Raw genomic sequence first — 17,562 nt, forward strand, 5'->3', positions numbered from 1 at the left:
AGACCCAAACTTACACACCGATCAGCACGATCATCTGGTTGATCACGTTGCTGCCCCGCGGCCCGTTGATGCGCGAGGCGATCACATAATGGAGTTGCGGCGCGCCGTCGAAGCTGGGCGCGTCCGATGCAAGGCTCTCGCCCAGCGCCACGGCGTTGCCGAGGCTGCCGCGCACCGAGGAGGTCTGCACGCAGCGGTTGTCCTTGACGTCGTAACGGCCGTCGCGCGCGCACAGGCGGTGCACGACGTACTGGATGCTGTTGCCGTCGGCGTCCGTGATGGTTTTCGCGTCGTCCCAGAAACCATCGTCATGCGGCGTGACCTTGGTGCTCAGCGAGGCGTGGTAGCCGTCGTCCGGGTCGTCGGCGTCGAGCGCGGCCTTGTTGGCGGCGGCGGTGGTGCTCAGCCACTGGAAACCCTGGTGCAGGCCGAGGTCGGCGGCGCGATTGAGGGTGGCGTCATAGGCCAGGTTGCCGGTCGCCAGCGCGGTCGAGTGGCTGGACTTCAGCAGGTAGACGCTGCCGACCAGCATGACTGCCAGGATGATCAGCATGACCGGCAGGGCCACGCCCTGCTCGCGCGCGCGGCGCAGGATGCGCGACAGTGGCGGCTTCGGCGCCTTGTTCATCATGGCCTCCAGACGAAGTTACGCAGCGGGACGATGGTCTCGAACACGCGGTAGCGGTAGCAGCGCCAGTCGACCGTATCGTCGGGGACGCCCAGCTTGACCTTGACCGGGACCGCGTCCGCGCCCGCGCTGCCGCCGGCGAACACCGTCAGCGGCCCGGTGGTGGCGGTGCAGCTGCCGCCCGCGGGCGCCGCATCCGGCGTGCGGCTGCGTGCGACCACGGCCAGGCGCACCGCCGCGATGCGCAGGTAGTCGCCGGCGCCGCCGGTCACGCCGTCGCCGTCGGCGTTGATCATCGTGGCCGACCATACCTTGACCTGCATGCCGGCATCCGGCGTGAAGTTGGCGCCCACGCGGTTGTCGAAGCCGTACTGGGCCTTGATCGAGACGATATCGCCGGCCACCGCGGCGGGATTCTGGGCCGCGCCCGCCATGTCGGTCGAGCGCAGCTGCAGGAAGCCGTTCGCGACCGACCAGGTATGGAAGGACAGCGAGCTTGCCGGGCCGAGATTGAACACGCGCGACACGCCGGCGCCGAAGCTGGCGCCCAGGCCACCGCTGTTGTAGCGGTAATCGCTGTTCTGCACCACGTCCACCGACTGCTGGGCCGGCAAGGCCGCCAGTGCGTCCGGATCGGACGAGATCTGGGCCAGCGCGCACTTGCCGCCCAGCTGCTCGGGCGCGACCACGATCACGTCGCCCTGGCGGAAGCCGTAGGGCACGCGGTCGACCACGATGCGGGTGCCGGCGGAATACGCGGACAGCAGGCGCAGGGTGCCGGTGCCGGTGATCGAGCTGCCGGCGTAGAAGTTGACGCGGTCCGGGTTTTCGCCGTCGGTCGTGGGCGTCGCGCTGGCCCCGCCGACTTCCTTCTCGATGATCACCGGCGCCAGCGGCGTGACCGCCACGCCGCCGGCGGTCACCGACGCCAGCGCATAATGCTGGGCGTCGCTGAACACGGTGTCGCAGCCCGCGATGATCGGATCGTTCAGGCCATACCCGGCCTGGGCGGCGTCGCCGCTCATGGAAAACAACGCCAGCATCCCGTTCTGCATGGCGTCCGAGCTGCCCACGCCGTTGCGCTGGGTGCGTTCGGAGCCGCTCATCAGGCGCAGCGCGAACACCAGCGCCAGCATGCCGATGACAATGCTGATCATCAGCTCGACCAGCGAGAATCCCTGTTCACGTGAGCGCATACGGCCTGTCATGTCTTGCTGCCCGCAATATAGGAAGTGATACGGTGCTGGTTCGCGGCGCCCGCCTTGCGGGTCCAGGCGATCCTGATGTCGACGCGGGTGCCGGCGGCCGCGGCCCCGGGGGTGACGGTCACGCCGATGGTGGCGCTCGGAATACGGGCCTTGGTGGCGTCATGCCAGGGCTTCAGCTGTGCCCCCGGCGCGGCGCCCTCGGCCACCGCATAGGCGGCCAGGTTGGCCTGGTCGGTGGCCATGATGCCGAGCAGGCTTTCCGCGGCCAGCGTGGCTTCGGTGCGCATGGCGGAATCCTCCAGCGCCGAGACCGAGCGTGCCTGCAGGCCCAGCATGCCGATCAGGCCGATGGCCAGCAGCGCCACCGCAACCAGGGCCTCGACCAGCGCGAAACCCTGCTGCGCGCGGCTGCGCAGACGGCGGGCCGGCGTCATCGCGGGCACCTGCGGCGGTCGGGCGCCACCGCCGCCGGGTCGCAGCGCATGGCCACGCCGGCCAGGGTCAGCGACACCGCGACCGGGACGAAGGCGCCGGCGCGGTCGTCCGTGGGCGACAGGGTGATGCGGGAAATCTGCGGCGAGATGCGGGTATCGATCCAGCCGAGCGCGGTGAAGTACACGGCGTTGGCGCCGGACGGTCCCACCAGCAGCGACACGGAGCTTGCCGACGGCAGGCCGTCGGCGCTGCGCACGACCGACTTGTCGCCCTGGGCGCCGCGCGGGTCGCCGGCAGCCGCCGCGGCGGCAGTCGACCAGCCGGCGCTGTCTTCGTCGCAAGCGTCGTCGGTGGAGGGATAGCAGAGGTCGACCCGCCATTCCTGCTGGCCGCTGGCGGCGTTATCGTCCAGCACCAGCCGGCTTGTGCTGTTGTGGCCGATGGCCTGGCTGCGCGCGAAGGCGAAGCCGTCGGCGTAGTAGCCGGCCGCGGCGCTTGCCTTGCGGCCCAGCAGCCAGGCCGACATGCTGGGGATGCCGACGCTGGCGAGAATAGCGAGGATCGCGACCACCACGGCGGCCTCGACCAGGGTGAATCCGCCGGCGCGCGGCGGTGGCGGCATCACTGCACGCACCGGCCATCCTTGCGGTCGATCCAGCAACTGGTGCTGGTGGTCCAGCCGGTGGGCGCGCGCGGCGTCGTGCGGGCGCCGTTCTCGTCGACGGTGAACTTGAAGCCCAGCGCCGGGCCCTTGCCCGTCGCGGTGACGACGTAGGCCGAGGCGGTGCCACTGGTCAGGGTATAAGCGAAATTGGCGGTTTCCGCCGGCAGGCGGTCGAAGCCGGCGTAGGTCCGGTTGTTCGACCAGTATTCCTCGGCGGCGGTCTGCACGGTGCCCAGGCCCGAATAGGCCTCGGCCAGGCGCGCGCGCATCACGTAGTTGCCATAGGCGGGAATGGCGACGGCGCCCAGGATGCCGACGATGGCCACCACGATCATCAATTCGATCAGGGTAAAGCCGCGCTCCCGCACGGTGGTTCGCTTGAAGCTCGACATATGGAATCCCGGAAAAATACTTGCCCAACGACAATATTAGCCTAAGCCGCTGGATTTTGGGCCTGAAAACCGACAAAAAACAACGAAATCCCGGGTGAATGCGGCGCCCGAAACGCGCCTGGCGGCCGAAACGATGTCGATCGATTATTGGGTGATGTCGTTCGAATATTGGGTGATGTTTTTCGGTCATCGCAAGGCCGGCCGGTCCGCACCGCGCGACATGTAGAGCGCGCCCTCGGGGTAGGTCGCCAGCCGGCGCGCGCCCTCCTCCCCGGCATCCTGTACGGCAAAGCCCTGGCCTTCCCAGAAGCGGCGCGAATCCTGCACCGCGACCAGTGCGGACCAGGGCAGCGCCTGGTTTGCATCCAGCAGCGAGGCGACCAGCCGGCGCGCCAGCCCCTGGCCGTGCACACGCGGCGCCACCGCGAGGTCGTGGATGTACAGGGTATCGGCATCCGGCGCGGGTGCGAAACCGGCGCCCAGCGGCGTCACCGCGCCAAGCCGCGAGGGATAGGCGAACAGGTAGGCGCACACGCCGGCCGCGTCGCAGGCGACCAGGACCGTGCCGGGGGCCGTGCGCAGGCGCGCCAGCAGCACCCCGGATGCTTCCTGCATCGCCGGCGGATAGCATGCGGCCTGCACCGCCAGGACGGCGTGCAGGTCGGCTTCTCTCATCGTGCGGATCATGGCGGGGTCAGGCGGGCGGCTGGACATGGGGCGGCATTATGCCACGGCATTGCCGCCGGCTGGCGGAAGCGCTCCAGCAGTTGCTCCGGCGGCAGCGGCCGCGCCACCAGGTAGCCCTGGATCTCGTCGCATCCATGGCGCTGCAGGAAAGCCGCCTGGCCGGCCGTCTCCACGCCTTCGGCGATGACGCGCATGCCCAGTGCCCTGGCGAAGGAAATCACAGCCAGCACCACGGCGGCGGCGCTCGGCACGGTCTCGATTTCGTGGATGAAGGAGCGGTCGATCTTGAGCTTGTCGGCCGGGAAGTTGCGCAGCACGCTGAGGCTGGAATAACCGGTGCCGAAGTCGTCGATCGAGATCGCCACGCCCAGCGCCTTGAGCTCGTGCAGCAGCGCGGTCGCGTGGCCAATGTCGTGCATGATCGAGCTTTCCGTGATTTCCAGTTCGAGGCTGGACGGCATCAGGCCGGTGGTCTGCAGGGCCTGGCGCACAGTGTCGACGATGCGCGCATCGCGCAACTGGCGCGCCGCCAGGTTGACCGCCACGGTCTTGTCGCCGAAGCCGGATTCGCGCCAGATCCTGGCCTGCAGGCAGGCCTGCAGCAGCACCCGTTCGCCCAGCGCCACGATCAGCGCCGAGTCCTCGGCCAGCGGAATGAAATGCGAAGGCGGCAGCAAGCCGCGCCTGGGGTGGTCCCAGCGCACCAGCGCTTCGGCGCCGGCAAACACGCCCGTCACCAGGTCCAGTTTGGGCTGGTAGTGCAGCACCAGCTCGCCGGCCGGTACCGCCCGCCGCAGCTCGGTTTCGAGCTCGATGCGCTCGGCCACCGCGGCGTCGCGCGTGCTGGCGTAGAGCTGGATGCCGTCCTTGCCCGAGCTCTTGGCCCGCAGCATGGCCGAATTCGCGCGCCGCACCAGCAGCTCGGCCTCCTCGCCGTCGAGCGGATAGACGGCGGCGCCGATGCTGCAGGTGACCACCGCGTCCTTGTCCGCCAGCGGCACGGGTTCGCGCACCGCGGTCAGCATCGCGTTCAGGCGCCCGCTGCTGCGCTCCACGCTTTCCAGCCCGGCCAGCAGGATCACGAATTCGTCGGAACCGATGCGCGCCACCGTGTCGCTGTCACGCACCAGGCGGCCGAGGCGGCGCGCGGTCTCGCGCAGGAATTCGTCGCCGCAGGCGCTGCCCAGGCCCGTGTTGATGAAGGTGAAGCTGTCGATGTCCAGGTAAACAACGGCCACCATGCGCCCTTCGCGCTGGGCATTGCAGATGGCGCCGCGCAGGCGGTCGATCAGCAGCGCGCGGTTGGCCAGCCCCGTGAGCTGGTCGTGGGTTGCGCGGTATTCGAGCTCGCGGGTGCGCTCGGCCACGCGCTGCTCCAGCCCGTCGCGCGCCTGGCGCAGCTCTTCGTTGGCGCTCGCCAGGCGCTGCTGGACGTGGCGCGCGCACAGGATGCGCCCCAGGTTGCCGGCGATATTGCCGAGGAAAGGCACGTAGGGCCGCAGCGCTTCCTTGTCGTCCACCTTGAGCAGCAGCCAGCCCAGGCGCCGCCCCGGCTCGTCGATCGGGAAGCACTGCACGCCGCTGCCGCGCTGGCGCATGAAATTCAGCACCGGCACCGGCGAGTGCTCGCGCTCGCAACGCGACTTCAGCGCCGCCATGTAGTCGTCCGGCGGACCGGTATGGCCCTCGAGGTGCACGTGCGCCTCGGCCACGCCCGGCAGGCTGGCCAGCGCCCGGCCGACAAAATCGGCGATGTGGACTTCGTCCGGCATGGCGTCGACGGCCTGCTGGATGACGAGCAGGCGTCCCAGCATGGTGGCGTCCGGCGCCAGCGGCTGCGCGCGTTCGAGGGACGTCATGGCCTCACCCGTCGTTCTGGTAGAAGGGATTGCGCAGGATGTGGCCGCCGACGATCACGACGGGATGCACGTTCAGCACCTCGTACAGCATGCCGCCATCGAACAGGTTCAGGTCGTACTGGCACATGATGGTCATCGGCGCCTCCTTGACCAGCTGGTTGATCCGGGTTTCGCATTCGAGGATGCGGTCGGCCCCGGGGATGCCGCGCAGCGCCCAGGTCATCTCGCCGGCGAAGCGGGCGCCGGCCAGTCCGTTCGCCCGGCATTCGGTCCAGGCTTCGCGCAGCCGCGCCAGCATCTCGTCCGGGCTGAAGTGGCCGGTCGGGTAATACCCTTCTTCGGTGATCGCCGCTGTCATCTGGCCGGGACCCTCGCACACGGGCCGCGCCAGGCCCAGCTCTTCCAGGGCCCGCGGCAGCTCGGCGCGGCTGGGCACGTCCGCCACGTAATTGAAGGCTTCGCGTGCGAGCAGGGCCTGGTGCGCATACAGGGGCAGGATCTGGCGGCGCTCTTCATCGCCGTTGTAGAGATAGCAGATATGCGTGCCCGCCGGGTACGGCTCGTCCGTGAACCCGAGGCATACATGTCGTTCCGGCTCGCTCATGCTCTCCTCCCTGTGCCCGTTAAGGGCAAGAATACACCCTCCGGGCGGCGATGCCAGGCTTTCGCGTTCCGGATTCCGCCCATGCTTCCGACATATGGCAGCGCGCATCTCCATGCACCTGCGATTTTGTTTAGTAAACACTATAAACAGCATGGGCTGGGCCGAAGTGCTATTGCTGCTTGATAAGTTTCAGGCTATGTTTCCTGAATTACACCAAGGAGACACCATGGGTAAACAAAAACATCTGACGGCCATCTGCCTGGCCGCCGGCCTGCTGTGCGCCGGCATTGCACGAGCCCAGCCCGCCACGGCGCCGAGCGCCAGAACCGCCGAAGTCAACGTCTTCGTCGGCACCGGCGGCGACGGCCACACCTTCCCCGGGGCCACCCGCCCCTTCGGCATGATCCAGCTGAGCCCCGACACCCAGGTCCGCCATTTCAAGCAGAGCTACCCCTGGGCCGCCGGCTACCGCTACGAGGACGATTCCATCCTCGGCTTCTCGCACACCCACTTCTCCGGCGCCGGCCACTCCGACCTCGGCGACGTGCTCCTGATGCCCACGAGCGGCGAACTGAAACTCGAGCCGGGCTACCCGGAGCGCCCCTTCAGCGGCTACCGCTCGCGCTTCTCGCACAAGGACGAACGTGCGGAACCGGGCTATTACGCCGTCAGGCTGCTCGACAACGAAGTCGACGTCGAACTGACCGCCAGCGAGCGTGTCGGCCTGCACCGCTACCGCTTCAAGCCCGGCGCGGAAGCACGCGTGGTGCTCGACCTGCGCTCCAGCATCTACGACTGGAACGGCAAGAACCTGTGGTCGCGCCTGCGGCTACGCGGCCAGGACACGATTACCGGCATGCGCGAAACGCGCGGCTGGGCGCCCGGCCGCCAGCTCTACTTCGCGATCCGCTTCTCGCGCCCCCTGCACGGCCACCAGCTGATGAACCGCGAGGAAGGCGTCGAATACCGCGGCTTCGCTTCGCCCGGCAAGAACCCGGCCGAGAAGGTCCTGGTCGAGGGCAAGGCGCTGGAGGCCGCGCTCGACTTCGGCCAGATCGGCGAAGCCCCGCTGATGGTCAAGGTGGCGGTGTCCGCCGTCAGCGAGGATGGCGCCCTGGCCAACCTGGACGAGATGCCGGGCTGGGACTTCGACGCCGAACGCAAACGCGCGCACGAGGCCTGGGAACAGGCGCTGGGCGCGGTCGACATCGATGCTCCTGCGCCGATGAAGCGCATGGTCTACACCAGCCTGTATCACAGCCTGCTGGCGCCCAGCCTGTTCATGGACCGCGACGGCAAATACCGCGGCCCGGACAACCAGGTGCACCAGGCCGACGGCTTCCGCTTCCACTCGACCTTCTCGCTGTGGGACACCTACCGCGCCCTGCATCCGCTGCTGACCCTGATCCAGCCGGAGCAGCGCAACGCCGACTTCGTGCGCTCGCTGATCGCCTCGCAGCAGGCCAGCCCCTACGGAATCCTGCCGGTGTGGCAGTTTGCCGGGCTGGAGACCTGGTGCATGATCGGCTACCACGCGGTGCCGGTGATCGCCGACGCCTACATGAAGGGCATCCGCGGCTTCGACCCCGAGCAGGCCTTGAAGGCGATGACGGCCAGCGCAGAGTACGGCCCCTACGGCGGCCTGCAGCACTACATGAAGTACGGCTACGTGCCGATCGACCTCGAGCCGGAAGCGGCGTCCAAGACCGTGGAGTATGCCTTCGACGACTGGACCATTGCGCGCATGGCCGAGAAGATGGGCAAAAAGGATATCGCCGATCGCTTCTACAAGCGCGCGCAGAACTGGCGCAACGTGTTCGATCCGAAGACCGGCTTCGTCCGCGCGCGCAAGTCGACCGGCGAATTCCGCACGCCTTTCAACCCCGTGCAGTCGAACTTCGGCAGCGACTATACCGAGGGCAGCGCCTGGCAGTATTCCTGGTATATGCCGCACGATAATGCGGGGCTGGTGAAATTTTTGGGCGGCGATGCCGGCCTGGTGAACAAGATCGACCAGGTCTTCGATGCGAAGATCGACGCCAACGTCTATGCCCACATGGAGGACATCTCGGGCCTGATCGGCCACTACGCCCACGGCAACGAACCTTCGCACCATGTGGCCTACCTGTACAACTACGCCGGCGCGCCCTGGAAGACCCAGGGCCGCCTGGCGCAGATCGTCGCCAGCCAGTACAAGGATGCGCCGGACGGCCTGGCCGGCAACGACGACCTGGGCCAGACCTCGGCCTGGCTGGCCTTCACCGCGATGGGCTTCTATCCGGTGGCGCCGGGGACCAACGAGTACGTGATCGGCCGCCCCTTCGTCGAGCGCGCCACGCTGAATCTCCCGAACGGCAAGCGCTTCACGGTGCGCGCCCTGAATCTGTCGGACGCCAACGGCTACGTCGGTAGCGTCACCCTGAACGGCAAGCCGTTCGAACGCAGCTACCTGCGCCACGAAGACATCCTGGCTGGCGGTGAACTCGTGTTCACCATGCAGGCCGCACCGAACCACAACTGGGGCAAGGCGAAGAGTGCCCGTCCCTACACGCAAACGGCCTACCAATGAAACGACTCGTCTTCACCGCCGCCTTCGGCCTCGCCGCCCTTGCCGCCCAGGCCGCGCCGCTCGACCACGCGCCGCTGGATTACGTCAATCCGCTGATGGGCACGGCCAGCAAGCCGGAGCTCTCGAACGGGAATACCTATCCCTCGGTCGGCATCCCCTGGGGCATGAATTACTGGACCCCGCAGACCGGCAAGATGGGCAACGGCTGGGCCTATACCTATGACGCCGACCGCATCCGCGGCTTCAAGCAGACCCACCAGCCCTCGCCCTGGATGAACGACTACGGCCAGTTCGCCATCATGCCGCTGACGGGCAAGAAGCGCTTCACCCAGGACGATCGCGCCAGCTGGTTCTCGCACAAGGCGGAGCTGGCCAAGCCGGATTACTACCGCGTCTACCTGGCCGACAGCGACGTCACCACCGAACTTACGCCGACCGAGCGCGCGGCCCAGTTCCGCTTCACCTTCCCGAAGACGGACCAGGCCTGGGTCGTGATCGACGCCCTCGACAAGGGTTCCTTCGTCAAACTGATCCCGGCCGAGCGCAAGATCGTCGGCTATTCGACCCGCCACGCGGGCAAGCCGATGCCGGGCTTCCGCAACTGGTTCGTGATCCAGTTCGACAAGCCTTTCACGTCCGCCGAAGTCTGGGACGGCGACAAGCTGATCGCGGGCGCCCAGGAGGCGGAGGTGCAGCACGCCGGCGCCATCGTCGGCTTCGCGACCCGCGACGGCGAGAAGGTCGCCGCCCGCGTCGCCTCTTCCTTCATCAGCCTGGAGCAGGCCGAGCGCAACCTGGCCCGCGAGATCGGCGGCGACGATTTCGAAGCCACCCGCGCCAGGGCCGCCAAACGCTGGAACGAAGTGCTGGGCCGCGCGGAGGTCAAGGGCGGCAGCATCGACCAGCAGCGCACCTTCTATTCGAGCCTGTACCGCATGGTGCAATTCCCGAACAAGATCTACGAACTGGACGCCGACGGCAAGCCTGTCCACTGGAGCCCCTACAACGGCAAGGTCCTGCCGGGACGGATGTTCGCCGGCACCGGCTTCTGGGACACCTTCCGCGCCCTGTATCCCTTCCTGAACCTGATGTATCCGTCGGTGAACAAGGAAATGCAGGAAGGCCTGGCCAACGACTTCAAGGAAGGCGGCTGGCTGCCCGAATGGTCCAGCCCCGGCTACGCCAACGTCATGGTCGGCAATAATTCGGCCTCGGTGGTGGCGGAAGCCTGGCTGAAGGGCCTGCGCGGCTACGACATCGAGACCCTGTGGCAGGCCCTGGTCCACGGCGCCAACAATGCCGGGCCGATGGAGGCCGTCGGCCGCGCCGGCGTCGAAGACTACAATCGCCTCGGCTACGTGCCCTACGATTCCGGCATCAAGGAGAACGCCGCCCGCACCCTGGAATACGCCTATGACGACTTCGCCATCTACCAGCTCGGCAAGGCGCTCGGCAAGCCGCAGTCGGAGATAGCCATCTACGCCGAGCGCGCCCGCAACTACCGCAAGCTGTTCGACCCGGAGACGGGCCTCATGCGCGGGAAGAACCGCGACGGCAGCTTCCAGGCGCCTTTCAATCCGTTCAAGTGGGGCGACGCCTTCACCGAGGGGAACAGCTGGCATTACACCTGGTCGGTGTTCCACGACGTGGCCGGCCTGGTCCAGCTGATGGGCGGCCGCAAGGCCTTCGTCGGCAAGCTGGACGCGGTATGGAGCTTGCCCCCGGTGTTCGACGACAGCTACTATGGGCAGGTGATCCACGAAATCCGCGAAATGCAGATTGCCGGCATGGGCCAGTACGCCCACGGCAACCAGCCGATCCAGCACATGATCTACCTGTACGACTACGCCGGCGCGCCCTGGAAGACCCAGTACTGGGCACGCGAGGTGATGAACCGGCTGTACCGCGCCACCCCGGACGGCTATTGCGGCGACGAGGACAATGGCCAGACCTCGGCCTGGTACGTGTTCTCCAGCCTGGGCTTCTACCCGGTCACGCCGAGCCGCCCGCAATACGCGCTGGGTGCGCCGCTGTTCCCGGAAGCCGTCCTGCACCTCGAAAACGGCCGCCAGGTCACGATCAAGGCGCCCGGCAACAGCGATGCGCGGCGCTACGTGGATGCCCTGCGCATCGACGGCAAGAAGGTAGAACGCAACTGGGTCAGCCATGCGGAACTGATGCGCGGCGCGAAGCTGGACTTCAGCATGTCGGACAAGCCCAACCAGACCCGCGGCACGAAGGAAGAAGACGCGCCCTACTCCTTCTCGACCGCCGCGGAGGAGAAGCAATGAAATGACGGTCACGATCCGCGACCTCGCGCGCGCCGCCAACTGCTCGATCGGCACAGTGTCGCGCGCGCTGAAGAACCAGCCCGGGCTGGGCGAGCCGACCCGCGCGCGCATCCTCTCCACCGCGCGCGAGCTGGGCTATGACTTCGGCCGCCTGCGCCTGGGCGCGATCCGCCGCATCGCCTTCCTGCTGCACCAGCAGCACAAGACCCTGTCGTCCAGCCCCTTCTATTCGCCGGTGCTGCAAGGCGCGGAACAGGCCTGCCGGCGCGCCGGGGTGGCGCTGTCCTTCTACGTCGTGAACCCGGCCGAACCGGTGGCCGAACTGCTGCGCGCCCAGCAGCCGGACGCCATCCTGTGCGCCGGCTATTTCGAACCGGAGCTGGTGGCCGTGCTGCGCGACAGCGGCAAGCCGCTGGTGCTGGTCGACATGCACCTGCCCGGCTTCAGCTCGATCAATCCGGACCACCACCTGGGCGGCTATTTGGCCACGCGTCATCTGATCCGCACCGGCCGGCGGCGCATCGCCATGATCTCCGGCTCGCTGGCCCACTTCAGCATCCACCAGCGCGCGCGCGGCTACCGCAAAGCCCTGTTCGATGCGCGCATGCTGGCCGACCCGGAGCTCGAAGTCCACGTTCCCACCAGCGGCGACCCGGCGGAAGGCGTGCGCGAGGCGACCCGGCGCCTGCTGGCCCTGAAGCCGCGCCCGGACGCGCTCTTCTGCTACAACGACAGCACCGCGCTGACGGCCATGCAGACCTGCCTGGACGCCGGCCTGAAGGTGCCGTCCGATATCGCCATCGTCGGCTTCGACGACATCAGCGCCGCCGCCCAGGCCATCCCGCCGCTGTCCAGCATCGCCATCGACAAGGAAGCGCTGGGCGCCGCGGGGGTCGAACTCCTGCTCGAAAAGCAGACCGCCGAATCGACCCTGCCGGTGCAGCTGATCGTGCGCGAGAGCAGCTACGACGACTGAGCGCTGCGCAGGCCGGCCAGCGCCCCCAGCTTGTCGGGATTGCGCACCACGTAGATGGCGGCGATGCGGCCCTCGCGCACGTCCAGCGAGGTAACCGAGTCCGGTCGCCCGTTGCGCCAGGTCAGCAGGCCGGGTCCGCCGTTCACCCGGATCAGCTCGTGGCGGCCCTCGCCCTGCCATTTGCGTTCGATGCCCGCCACCAGGCGCGCCACCCGGTCCGCACCCAGCACCGCCCGCACCGTGGTCTTCGCCTTGCCGCCGCCATCGCCCATGTAGGTGGCGTCCGCCGTCAAGAGTTCCTGCACGCGCGCCGGCACGCCCGAGCGCGACGCCTCGATGAACCTGGCCAGCAGCGCCAGGTGCTGTTCGCGGCCGACCTCGAAGCGCGGGCGCCCGGCGCGCACCCGCTCGCGCGCCCGCTGCAGGATCTTGCGGCAGGCCGCCTCGGTCTTGCCGACCATCGCCGCCACTTCGCCGTACTCGAACTCGAACACCTGGTGCAGCAGGAAGACGGCGCGCTCCTCGGGACCGAGCCGCTCCAGCATCAGGAGGAAAGCCGTGGAGATGTCGCCGGCCGCTTCGAGCGCCGCTTCGGGCGTAGGCGCCGCATCATCGATCAGGGGCTCCGGCAGCCAGGGGCCGACGTAGCGCTCGCGCTCGGCCATGGCGCCGCGCAGGCGGTCGATGCTCAGGCGCGTCACCACGGTCACCAGCCAGGCCTCGGGGATGCGGGCTCCGTCGCCGCCGCCATGCTGCCAGCGCAGCCAGGCTTCCTGCACGATGTCCTCGGCGTCGGCGCGCACGCCCAGCATGCGGTAGGCGATGCCGAACAGGCGCGGGCGCAGGGCTTGGAAAATGTCGGTTTGTGTGTCCATGAAGATTAGACGAGCCCGGGCCGCGTTTCGTGACAGCGGCGGGGATTGTCACAAAACGGCGTCCCCGTTCGACTAAGCATGGTAAGCCAACCAAACTGAAGGAGCACACCATGCAACGCCTCGATTTTGCCAAAGCCTCGCCCGCCGCCTACAAAGCCCTGCTGGGCGTCGAAAACTACCTGCGCGAATCCGGACTCGAACACAGCCTGCTCGAACTGGTCAAGCTTCGCGCCTCCCAGATCAACGGCTGCGGCTACTGCGTCGACATGCACGCCAAGGATGCGCGCGCGGCCGGCGAGTCCGAGCGCCGCCTTTACGCGGTGGCCGTGTGGCGCGAGACGCCCTTCTTCAGCCCGCGCGAGCGCGCTGCGCTGGCCTGGACCGAAGCGTTGACGCGCCTGTCCCGGCAGCCGGCGCTGGAGGCGGATTTTGCGGCCTTGAAGGAGCATTTCAGCGAGCGCGAGATGGTCGACCTGGGCCTGGCCATCTCGGCCATCAACAGCTGGAACCGGCTGGCCGTGGGTTTCGGCCTGCAGCCGGCAGTGTAAGAAATGGCGCGCGCGGCTCAGCTGCCGGCGATCGGGCTGCCGAAGATGCCGACGGCCAGCTCCGCCCAGGTCAGCAGGAGGGTCAGCAGCAGGCCGCCGCCGATGGCGCGGCGCTGGGTCGCGGTGCGCAGCTTGCGGGTGAGCAGGACGTAGAGGCTGCCGATGCCGGCCAGCAAGACGCCGGCGACGAGGAAATCGAACACGTCCCAGTTCACCTCGCGGGTGAAGCGCATGGCCACCAGCGGGATCATCAGGATCGCGCCCGTGCCCAGCAAGACCCGGCCCAGGCTTTTGGCAAGTGCGCCCTGGTTCTGGGCATCGTCGTGATTGTTCATTGCGCGCATGGCGTGGTCTCCTTCTTTCCTGGACGGATGATGTGTTGTCTTGACATCATAGTACGGTTCGGAAGAAAAGTCGCGTCGGCGCGGATGGGCGCTCAGAGCGGCGCGGTGTGGACCAGGTTCAGGCCGGTCCTGGCCAGGGCCATTGCCACCGGCAGCGCGCACAGCACCAGCACGACGCCGATGCGGACACGGCGCGCGCGCTGCTTCTGCTGCGACAAACGTGAGAGGCGGACGCCTTTATCGTGATTCATGACAGCCCTTTCATGTGCATTGAATTACGAAATCATAATACGCCTGCGCTTAAACCCACGACACGAATGGTTCAGCATATCCAGATCCATTGTTTTGGCGCATGCTTCGGTGTCGCCCGCTCGCAACAGCCCTTGCCTGCCGGCTGCGTCCGGGCGATCAGGCCAGGCCGCGCGCGACGGCGCGCACCTGCTTCGTCTGGGGGCGCAGAGCCTGTTCGATATGCGCGAGCGCCAGCTGAGGGCGCGCGGCGCCGCACATGAAGATGTCGACGGCGGCAAAGCCGGCTTCCGGCCAGGTGTGGATCGAAATATGCGATTCAGCCAGCAGCAGCACGCCGGTCACGCCCTGCTCCGGGCCGAAGGCGTGAAAATGGCCGTGCAGGATGCGCGCGCCGGCCGCCTCCGCGGCGCCGCGCAGCAGGGCCTCGATGGCCAGAACGTCGTGCAGCGGCCCCGCCGGGATGCCGTGCAGGTCGGCCAGCAGATGGGTCCCAGCGGCCTGGAAGGCGCCGTTCATTTGTGGCCGCCTCCACCGGAATAGCCGCCGCCGTAACTGCCGGTGCCGTGCGAGCCCGAACTCCAGCTGCTGCCGCTGCGGCCCGAGCCGCTGGCGGTATTGATCATGCTCACCCAGCAGGCGAAGGTGGTGACGATGGTCACGAACAGTGCATAGAAGAAGTACTTATTCATTCTTGACGAACCGGGGCGGCAGCACGAGGGCCAGCAGGCCGATGAGGAGCCAGGGCGCGGCGCCGCCGAAGTTGACGACCAGCGGCACGATGTTCAGGCAGCACAGCCAGAGCAGGAATTTGCCGGATTGCGCGCCCACCGTGGCGCCGGCGCCGGCCGGCTCCAGCGGCGACGGCACCGCCTTGGCGCTGAGGCCGAACCACGCCCGCACCTGGTCGGCGCTGACCCGCGTCGAACGCGACCAGGTGAATTCCTCGGGGCTCAGCTCGGCCGCCAGCCGGGTCTGGCCCTGCTGGTATTCGGACACGCGCACGGTGTCCCCGGCCGCCACCTTCCAGTTGAAAGCGCCGAGCGCCAGCTCGACCGTCGCCGTGTAATCGTATAAATGGGTGTAGGCGGCGCCGTCCAGGCGCACCGCCGATGAACCGGCCGCCGCCGGCCAGTCGTCCATCACGTCCGCGCGCCACCAGCCTTCATCCGTCTCGACCAGCCAGGAAAAGCCGGCGCGCGGATTGAACAGCAGGTATTCGCTCCATTGGTTGCCCTCGTCGTCGGCGCGCAGCATGGCGCCTAGCACCTGGACCTGGCGGCCGACGATGGTGGCGCTGCTGCCGAGCGGGATGGTGAAGCGGTGCTGGGCGGCGGCAGCGTCGCCCGCTTTCAGCACCTGCACGGCGGGCGTGGCGGCGTCCAGCTCCGAACGGCAGTTCTGGCAGATCACGTTGGCGGTCACGCCGGGGATGTAATTGATCGATGTACCGCACTGGGGGCAGGACAGCGACGAGGCCTTGCCGCGGTACTTGCCGGCGCTGGCCATGATCGCTTCGTCGTCGCGCAGCAGCTGGCAGTCCATCTGCTCGAGGGTGACAGAGCTGCCGCCATACAGCACGGGCTTCTCGCCGTCCGAATAATCGAGGGTGACGAAGGCACGGCCCTGGCGCAGGTCGGCGACCCGCGCTTCCCAGCCTTCGCCGACCCGGAACGGCAGCTCGCCCTGGCCGCCGATGCAGCGCGCGACGCGCTTCTCGGCCGCGATGAAAGCACCGGTCTCCAGCTCGACTTCGCGGCCGGGCCGGATCATCTCGAAGGCGGGATAAGACCCTTCCAGCGGCCGCTCGGTGGTGATCACGTACAGCCCGGACGAGTCGCCCAGCCAGCCGTTGGAACCGTCGTCGAACAGCAGGAACCATTCGTTCCAGATGCCGCTCGCGTAGCGCAGCTGGATACGGCCGACCACCGTGAACGTGCGGCCGCCAACGCTGCCGGCCGTGCCGATCTGGATCGGCGAATAGTCTTCCAGCACCTCCGACATCTTGCCGAGGTCACGCACCGAGCCGGCGTCCTTGACCACGGTGGCGCGGCAGAACTCGCACACCGCCATCACGGAAGCGTGCGATTTGAAGGCGAGCGGCGCGCCGCAGCTTGGGCAAGAAACGGTCTGCATGCGTCCTGGCTTAGCCGATCAGCTTTTTCAGCAGTTCGGCCTTGGTGCCGTCGTAGTCGGCCTGCGAGATCAGGCCCTTGTCGAGCAGACCCTTGAGCTTGCCGAGGCGGTCCTCGATCGACTCGCCTGCCGGCGTGGCCGCCGCCGCCGCGGCCGGGCTTGCGGGCGGCGAGAAAGCCCCGCCCAGGCCCTGGGCCATGGCCTGGCCGACCGCCATCCCGGCGCCCACGCCGGCGCCGATGCCGGCCACGCCGCCCTCGTTCTGCGCTGCCAGCGGGATGCTGCTGGCGACCTGGAACTGGGTGTAGGTGCCCATCTGGCTTTGCGACAGGGTGCTCTTCATGCCCGCGGAGATCCGTTCGTCCAGCGCTGCCTGCAGTTCTTCCGGCAGGCTGACGCTGGCGACGTTGAACTCGTCCAGCTCGATGCCGTAGCGCGCGAAGGCATTACCCAGGTCGCGGCGCACCTGCTGCGCCATCAGCGCCTGGTTGGCGGCCATGTCGAGGAAGGCCACCTGCGAGGAGCCGAGCGAGGTCGCCATCGTCGCCAGCATGATGCCGCGCAGCTGGTCCTCGACCTGCTCGCGGGTGTAGGCGTCGCGCGTGCCGCTGATCTCGGTGAAGAAGCGGCGCGGGTCCTGCACGCGGTAGGAGAACATGCCGAAGGCGCGCACGCGGACCATGTCGAAGTCCTTGTCGCGGATCGTGATCGGCTGCGGCGTGCCCCATTTACGGCCGGTCTGCACGCGGGTGCTGAAGAAGTAGACGTCCGACTTGAACGGGGAATCGAACAGCTTGTCCCAGTTCATCAGGTTGGTGAGAACCGGCAGCGTGCGGGTGTTCAGGGTGAAAGTGCCGGGCGTGAACACGTCGGCGATCCGGCCTTCGTTGACGAATACCGCCACCTGCGACTCGCGCACCACCAGCTGGGCGCCGTTCTGGATTTCGAAATCCTGCATCGGGAAGCGCCAGGCGAGCACGCCTTCGCTGTCCTCGTTCCACTGGATGACGTCAATAAACTGCTTTTTGATGAATGAGCCAAGAGACATGACAACCTCTTTAGTCAGATGAGGACAGAGCCCAAGCGTATGATTCGGG

General features: G+C 67.7%; 19 protein-coding genes. 4 read left to right on the forward strand and 15 right to left on the reverse strand.

Annotation, left to right across the window (positions count from 1 at the left end; translation table 11 throughout):
* Positions 1-10: 10 nt before the first annotated feature.
* The 8 genes from LQV39_RS24340 to LQV39_RS24375 all read right to left on the reverse strand — a co-directional run bounded on the left by LQV39_RS24340 (position 11) and on the right by LQV39_RS24375 (position 6,477).
* On the reverse strand, positions 11-631 hold the full coding sequence (locus tag LQV39_RS24340; protein ID WP_230029774.1) for a hypothetical protein: 621 nt from the start codon (positions 629-631) through the stop codon (positions 11-13).
* The gene (locus LQV39_RS24345) at positions 628-1,824 is read right to left on the reverse strand and encodes a PilW family protein (RefSeq protein ID WP_230029775.1); all 1,197 of its coding nucleotides are present in this window, start codon (positions 1,822-1,824) and stop codon (positions 628-630) included. The genes LQV39_RS24340 and LQV39_RS24345 overlap by 4 nt, the downstream gene beginning before the upstream one ends.
* A gap of 8 nt (positions 1,825-1,832) precedes the next feature.
* Positions 1,833-2,270, reverse strand: coding sequence for a prepilin-type N-terminal cleavage/methylation domain-containing protein (locus tag LQV39_RS24350; protein WP_230029776.1), 438 nt, complete (start codon positions 2,268-2,270; stop codon positions 1,833-1,835).
* Positions 2,267-2,905: a Tfp pilus assembly protein FimT/FimU gene (locus tag LQV39_RS24355; RefSeq protein WP_230029777.1), complete on the reverse strand. Its 639-nt coding sequence runs from the start codon at positions 2,903-2,905 to the stop codon at positions 2,267-2,269. Before LQV39_RS24355 ends, LQV39_RS24350 begins: the two co-directional genes overlap by 4 nt.
* Positions 2,893-3,327, reverse strand: a complete 435-nt coding sequence (locus LQV39_RS24360; RefSeq protein ID WP_230029778.1) for a type IV pilin protein — start codon at positions 3,325-3,327, stop codon at positions 2,893-2,895. Before LQV39_RS24360 ends, LQV39_RS24355 begins: the two co-directional genes overlap by 13 nt.
* Before the next feature lie 186 nt (positions 3,328-3,513).
* Positions 3,514-4,002, reverse strand: coding sequence for a GNAT family N-acetyltransferase (locus LQV39_RS24365; protein WP_230029779.1), 489 nt, complete (start codon positions 4,000-4,002; stop codon positions 3,514-3,516).
* Between the two features lie 8 nt (positions 4,003-4,010).
* Complete coding sequence (locus tag LQV39_RS24370; protein WP_230029780.1) at positions 4,011-5,873, reverse strand: bifunctional diguanylate cyclase/phosphodiesterase; 1,863 nt, start codon at positions 5,871-5,873, stop codon at positions 4,011-4,013.
* 4 nt (positions 5,874-5,877) lie between these two features.
* Complete coding sequence (locus tag LQV39_RS24375) at positions 5,878-6,477, reverse strand: MEDS domain-containing protein (protein ID WP_230029781.1); 600 nt, start codon at positions 6,475-6,477, stop codon at positions 5,878-5,880.
* A gap of 226 nt (positions 6,478-6,703) precedes the next feature.
* On the opposite strand from LQV39_RS24375, the gene LQV39_RS24380 reads away from it, so the two are divergent.
* Genes LQV39_RS24380 through LQV39_RS24390 form a run of 3 tightly spaced genes read left to right on the forward strand, consistent with a single transcriptional unit; the run spans position 6,704 to position 12,313 of the window.
* Positions 6,704-9,046 carry a GH92 family glycosyl hydrolase gene (locus LQV39_RS24380; RefSeq protein WP_230029782.1) on the forward strand — a complete coding sequence of 781 codons (2,343 nt, stop codon included), beginning with the start codon at positions 6,704-6,706 and terminating at the stop codon, positions 9,044-9,046.
* Entirely contained in the window at positions 9,043-11,337 is a 2,295-nt protein-coding gene (locus LQV39_RS24385; protein ID WP_230029783.1) for a GH92 family glycosyl hydrolase, read from the forward strand. The genes LQV39_RS24380 and LQV39_RS24385 overlap by 4 nt, the downstream gene beginning before the upstream one ends.
* A gap of 1 nt (position 11,338) precedes the next feature.
* Complete coding sequence (locus LQV39_RS24390; protein WP_230029784.1) at positions 11,339-12,313, forward strand: LacI family DNA-binding transcriptional regulator; 975 nt, start codon at positions 11,339-11,341, stop codon at positions 12,311-12,313.
* Here the strand turns inward: LQV39_RS24390 and LQV39_RS24395 are convergent.
* The gene (locus LQV39_RS24395; RefSeq protein ID WP_230029785.1) at positions 12,301-13,188 is read right to left on the reverse strand and encodes an RNA polymerase sigma-70 factor; all 888 of its coding nucleotides are present in this window, start codon (positions 13,186-13,188) and stop codon (positions 12,301-12,303) included. The genes LQV39_RS24390 and LQV39_RS24395 overlap by 13 nt on opposite strands.
* Positions 13,189-13,298: 110 nt before the next feature.
* Between LQV39_RS24395 and LQV39_RS24400 the strand changes: the two genes are divergently transcribed.
* On the forward strand, positions 13,299-13,736 hold the full coding sequence (locus LQV39_RS24400; RefSeq protein ID WP_230029786.1) for a carboxymuconolactone decarboxylase family protein: 438 nt from the start codon (positions 13,299-13,301) through the stop codon (positions 13,734-13,736).
* Positions 13,737-13,753: 17 nt separating this feature from the next.
* Here the strand turns inward: LQV39_RS24400 and LQV39_RS24405 are convergent, their stop codons facing one another.
* The 6 genes from LQV39_RS24405 to LQV39_RS24430 form a co-directional block, all read right to left on the reverse strand.
* Complete coding sequence (locus LQV39_RS24405) at positions 13,754-14,080, reverse strand: hypothetical protein (protein WP_230029787.1); 327 nt, start codon at positions 14,078-14,080, stop codon at positions 13,754-13,756.
* A 92-nt stretch (positions 14,081-14,172) separates the two neighbouring features.
* Entirely contained in the window at positions 14,173-14,331 is a 159-nt protein-coding gene (locus tag LQV39_RS24410; RefSeq protein WP_230029788.1) for a hypothetical protein, read from the reverse strand.
* Positions 14,332-14,488: 157 nt separating this feature from the next.
* On the reverse strand, positions 14,489-14,848 hold the full coding sequence (gene speD, locus LQV39_RS24415) for an adenosylmethionine decarboxylase (RefSeq protein ID WP_230029789.1): 360 nt from the start codon (positions 14,846-14,848) through the stop codon (positions 14,489-14,491).
* Positions 14,845-15,021 carry a hypothetical protein gene (locus LQV39_RS24420; RefSeq protein WP_230029790.1) on the reverse strand — a complete coding sequence of 59 codons (177 nt, stop codon included), beginning with the start codon at positions 15,019-15,021 and terminating at the stop codon, positions 14,845-14,847. The genes speD and LQV39_RS24420 overlap by 4 nt, the downstream gene beginning before the upstream one ends.
* A complete protein-coding gene (locus LQV39_RS24425; RefSeq protein WP_230029791.1) occupies positions 15,014-16,465 on the reverse strand; it encodes a DUF4178 domain-containing protein in 1,452 nt (483 codons plus the stop codon). The genes LQV39_RS24420 and LQV39_RS24425 overlap by 8 nt, the downstream gene beginning before the upstream one ends.
* Positions 16,466-16,475: 10 nt before the next feature.
* Entirely contained in the window at positions 16,476-17,513 is a 1,038-nt protein-coding gene (locus tag LQV39_RS24430) for an SPFH domain-containing protein (RefSeq protein WP_230029792.1), read from the reverse strand.
* Positions 17,514-17,562 lie beyond the last annotated feature (49 nt).

It is taken from the genome of Massilia sp. Bi118, assembly GCF_918697865.1.
Lineage (GTDB): Bacteria > Pseudomonadota > Gammaproteobacteria > Burkholderiales > Burkholderiaceae_D > Telluria.

Bases quoted from the DNA above. Each gene is read 5' to 3' on its own strand.
- LQV39_RS24400 (WP_230029786.1), top strand. From the start codon at position 13,299: ATGCAACGCCTCGATTTTGCCAAAGCCTCGCCCGCCGCCTACAAAGCC.
- LQV39_RS24360 (WP_230029778.1), bottom strand. From the start codon at position 3,327: ATGTCGAGCTTCAAGCGAACCACCGTGCGGGAGCGCGGCTTTACCCTG.
- LQV39_RS24395 (WP_230029785.1), bottom strand. From the start codon at position 13,188: ATGGACACACAAACCGACATTTTCCAAGCCCTGCGCCCGCGCCTGTTC.
- LQV39_RS24345 (WP_230029775.1), bottom strand. From the start codon at position 1,824: ATGCGCTCACGTGAACAGGGATTCTCGCTGGTCGAGCTGATGATCAGC.
- LQV39_RS24340 (WP_230029774.1), bottom strand. From the start codon at position 631: ATGATGAACAAGGCGCCGAAGCCGCCACTGTCGCGCATCCTGCGCCGC.
- LQV39_RS24420 (WP_230029790.1), bottom strand. From the start codon at position 15,021: ATGAATAAGTACTTCTTCTATGCACTGTTCGTGACCATCGTCACCACC.
- LQV39_RS24380 (WP_230029782.1), top strand. From the start codon at position 6,704: ATGGGTAAACAAAAACATCTGACGGCCATCTGCCTGGCCGCCGGCCTG.
- LQV39_RS24410 (WP_230029788.1), bottom strand. From the start codon at position 14,331: ATGAATCACGATAAAGGCGTCCGCCTCTCACGTTTGTCGCAGCAGAAG.
- LQV39_RS24370 (WP_230029780.1), bottom strand. From the start codon at position 5,873: ATGACGTCCCTCGAACGCGCGCAGCCGCTGGCGCCGGACGCCACCATG.
- LQV39_RS24350 (WP_230029776.1), bottom strand. From the start codon at position 2,270: ATGACGCCGGCCCGCCGTCTGCGCAGCCGCGCGCAGCAGGGTTTCGCG.
- LQV39_RS24390 (WP_230029784.1), top strand. From the start codon at position 11,339: ATGACGGTCACGATCCGCGACCTCGCGCGCGCCGCCAACTGCTCGATC.
- LQV39_RS24365 (WP_230029779.1), bottom strand. From the start codon at position 4,002: ATGAGAGAAGCCGACCTGCACGCCGTCCTGGCGGTGCAGGCCGCATGC.
- speD (WP_230029789.1), bottom strand. From the start codon at position 14,848: ATGAACGGCGCCTTCCAGGCCGCTGGGACCCATCTGCTGGCCGACCTG.
- LQV39_RS24375 (WP_230029781.1), bottom strand. From the start codon at position 6,477: ATGAGCGAGCCGGAACGACATGTATGCCTCGGGTTCACGGACGAGCCG.
- LQV39_RS24430 (WP_230029792.1), bottom strand. From the start codon at position 17,513: ATGTCTCTTGGCTCATTCATCAAAAAGCAGTTTATTGACGTCATCCAG.
- LQV39_RS24385 (WP_230029783.1), top strand. From the start codon at position 9,043: ATGAAACGACTCGTCTTCACCGCCGCCTTCGGCCTCGCCGCCCTTGCC.
- LQV39_RS24425 (WP_230029791.1), bottom strand. From the start codon at position 16,465: ATGCAGACCGTTTCTTGCCCAAGCTGCGGCGCGCCGCTCGCCTTCAAA.
- LQV39_RS24405 (WP_230029787.1), bottom strand. From the start codon at position 14,080: ATGCGCGCAATGAACAATCACGACGATGCCCAGAACCAGGGCGCACTT.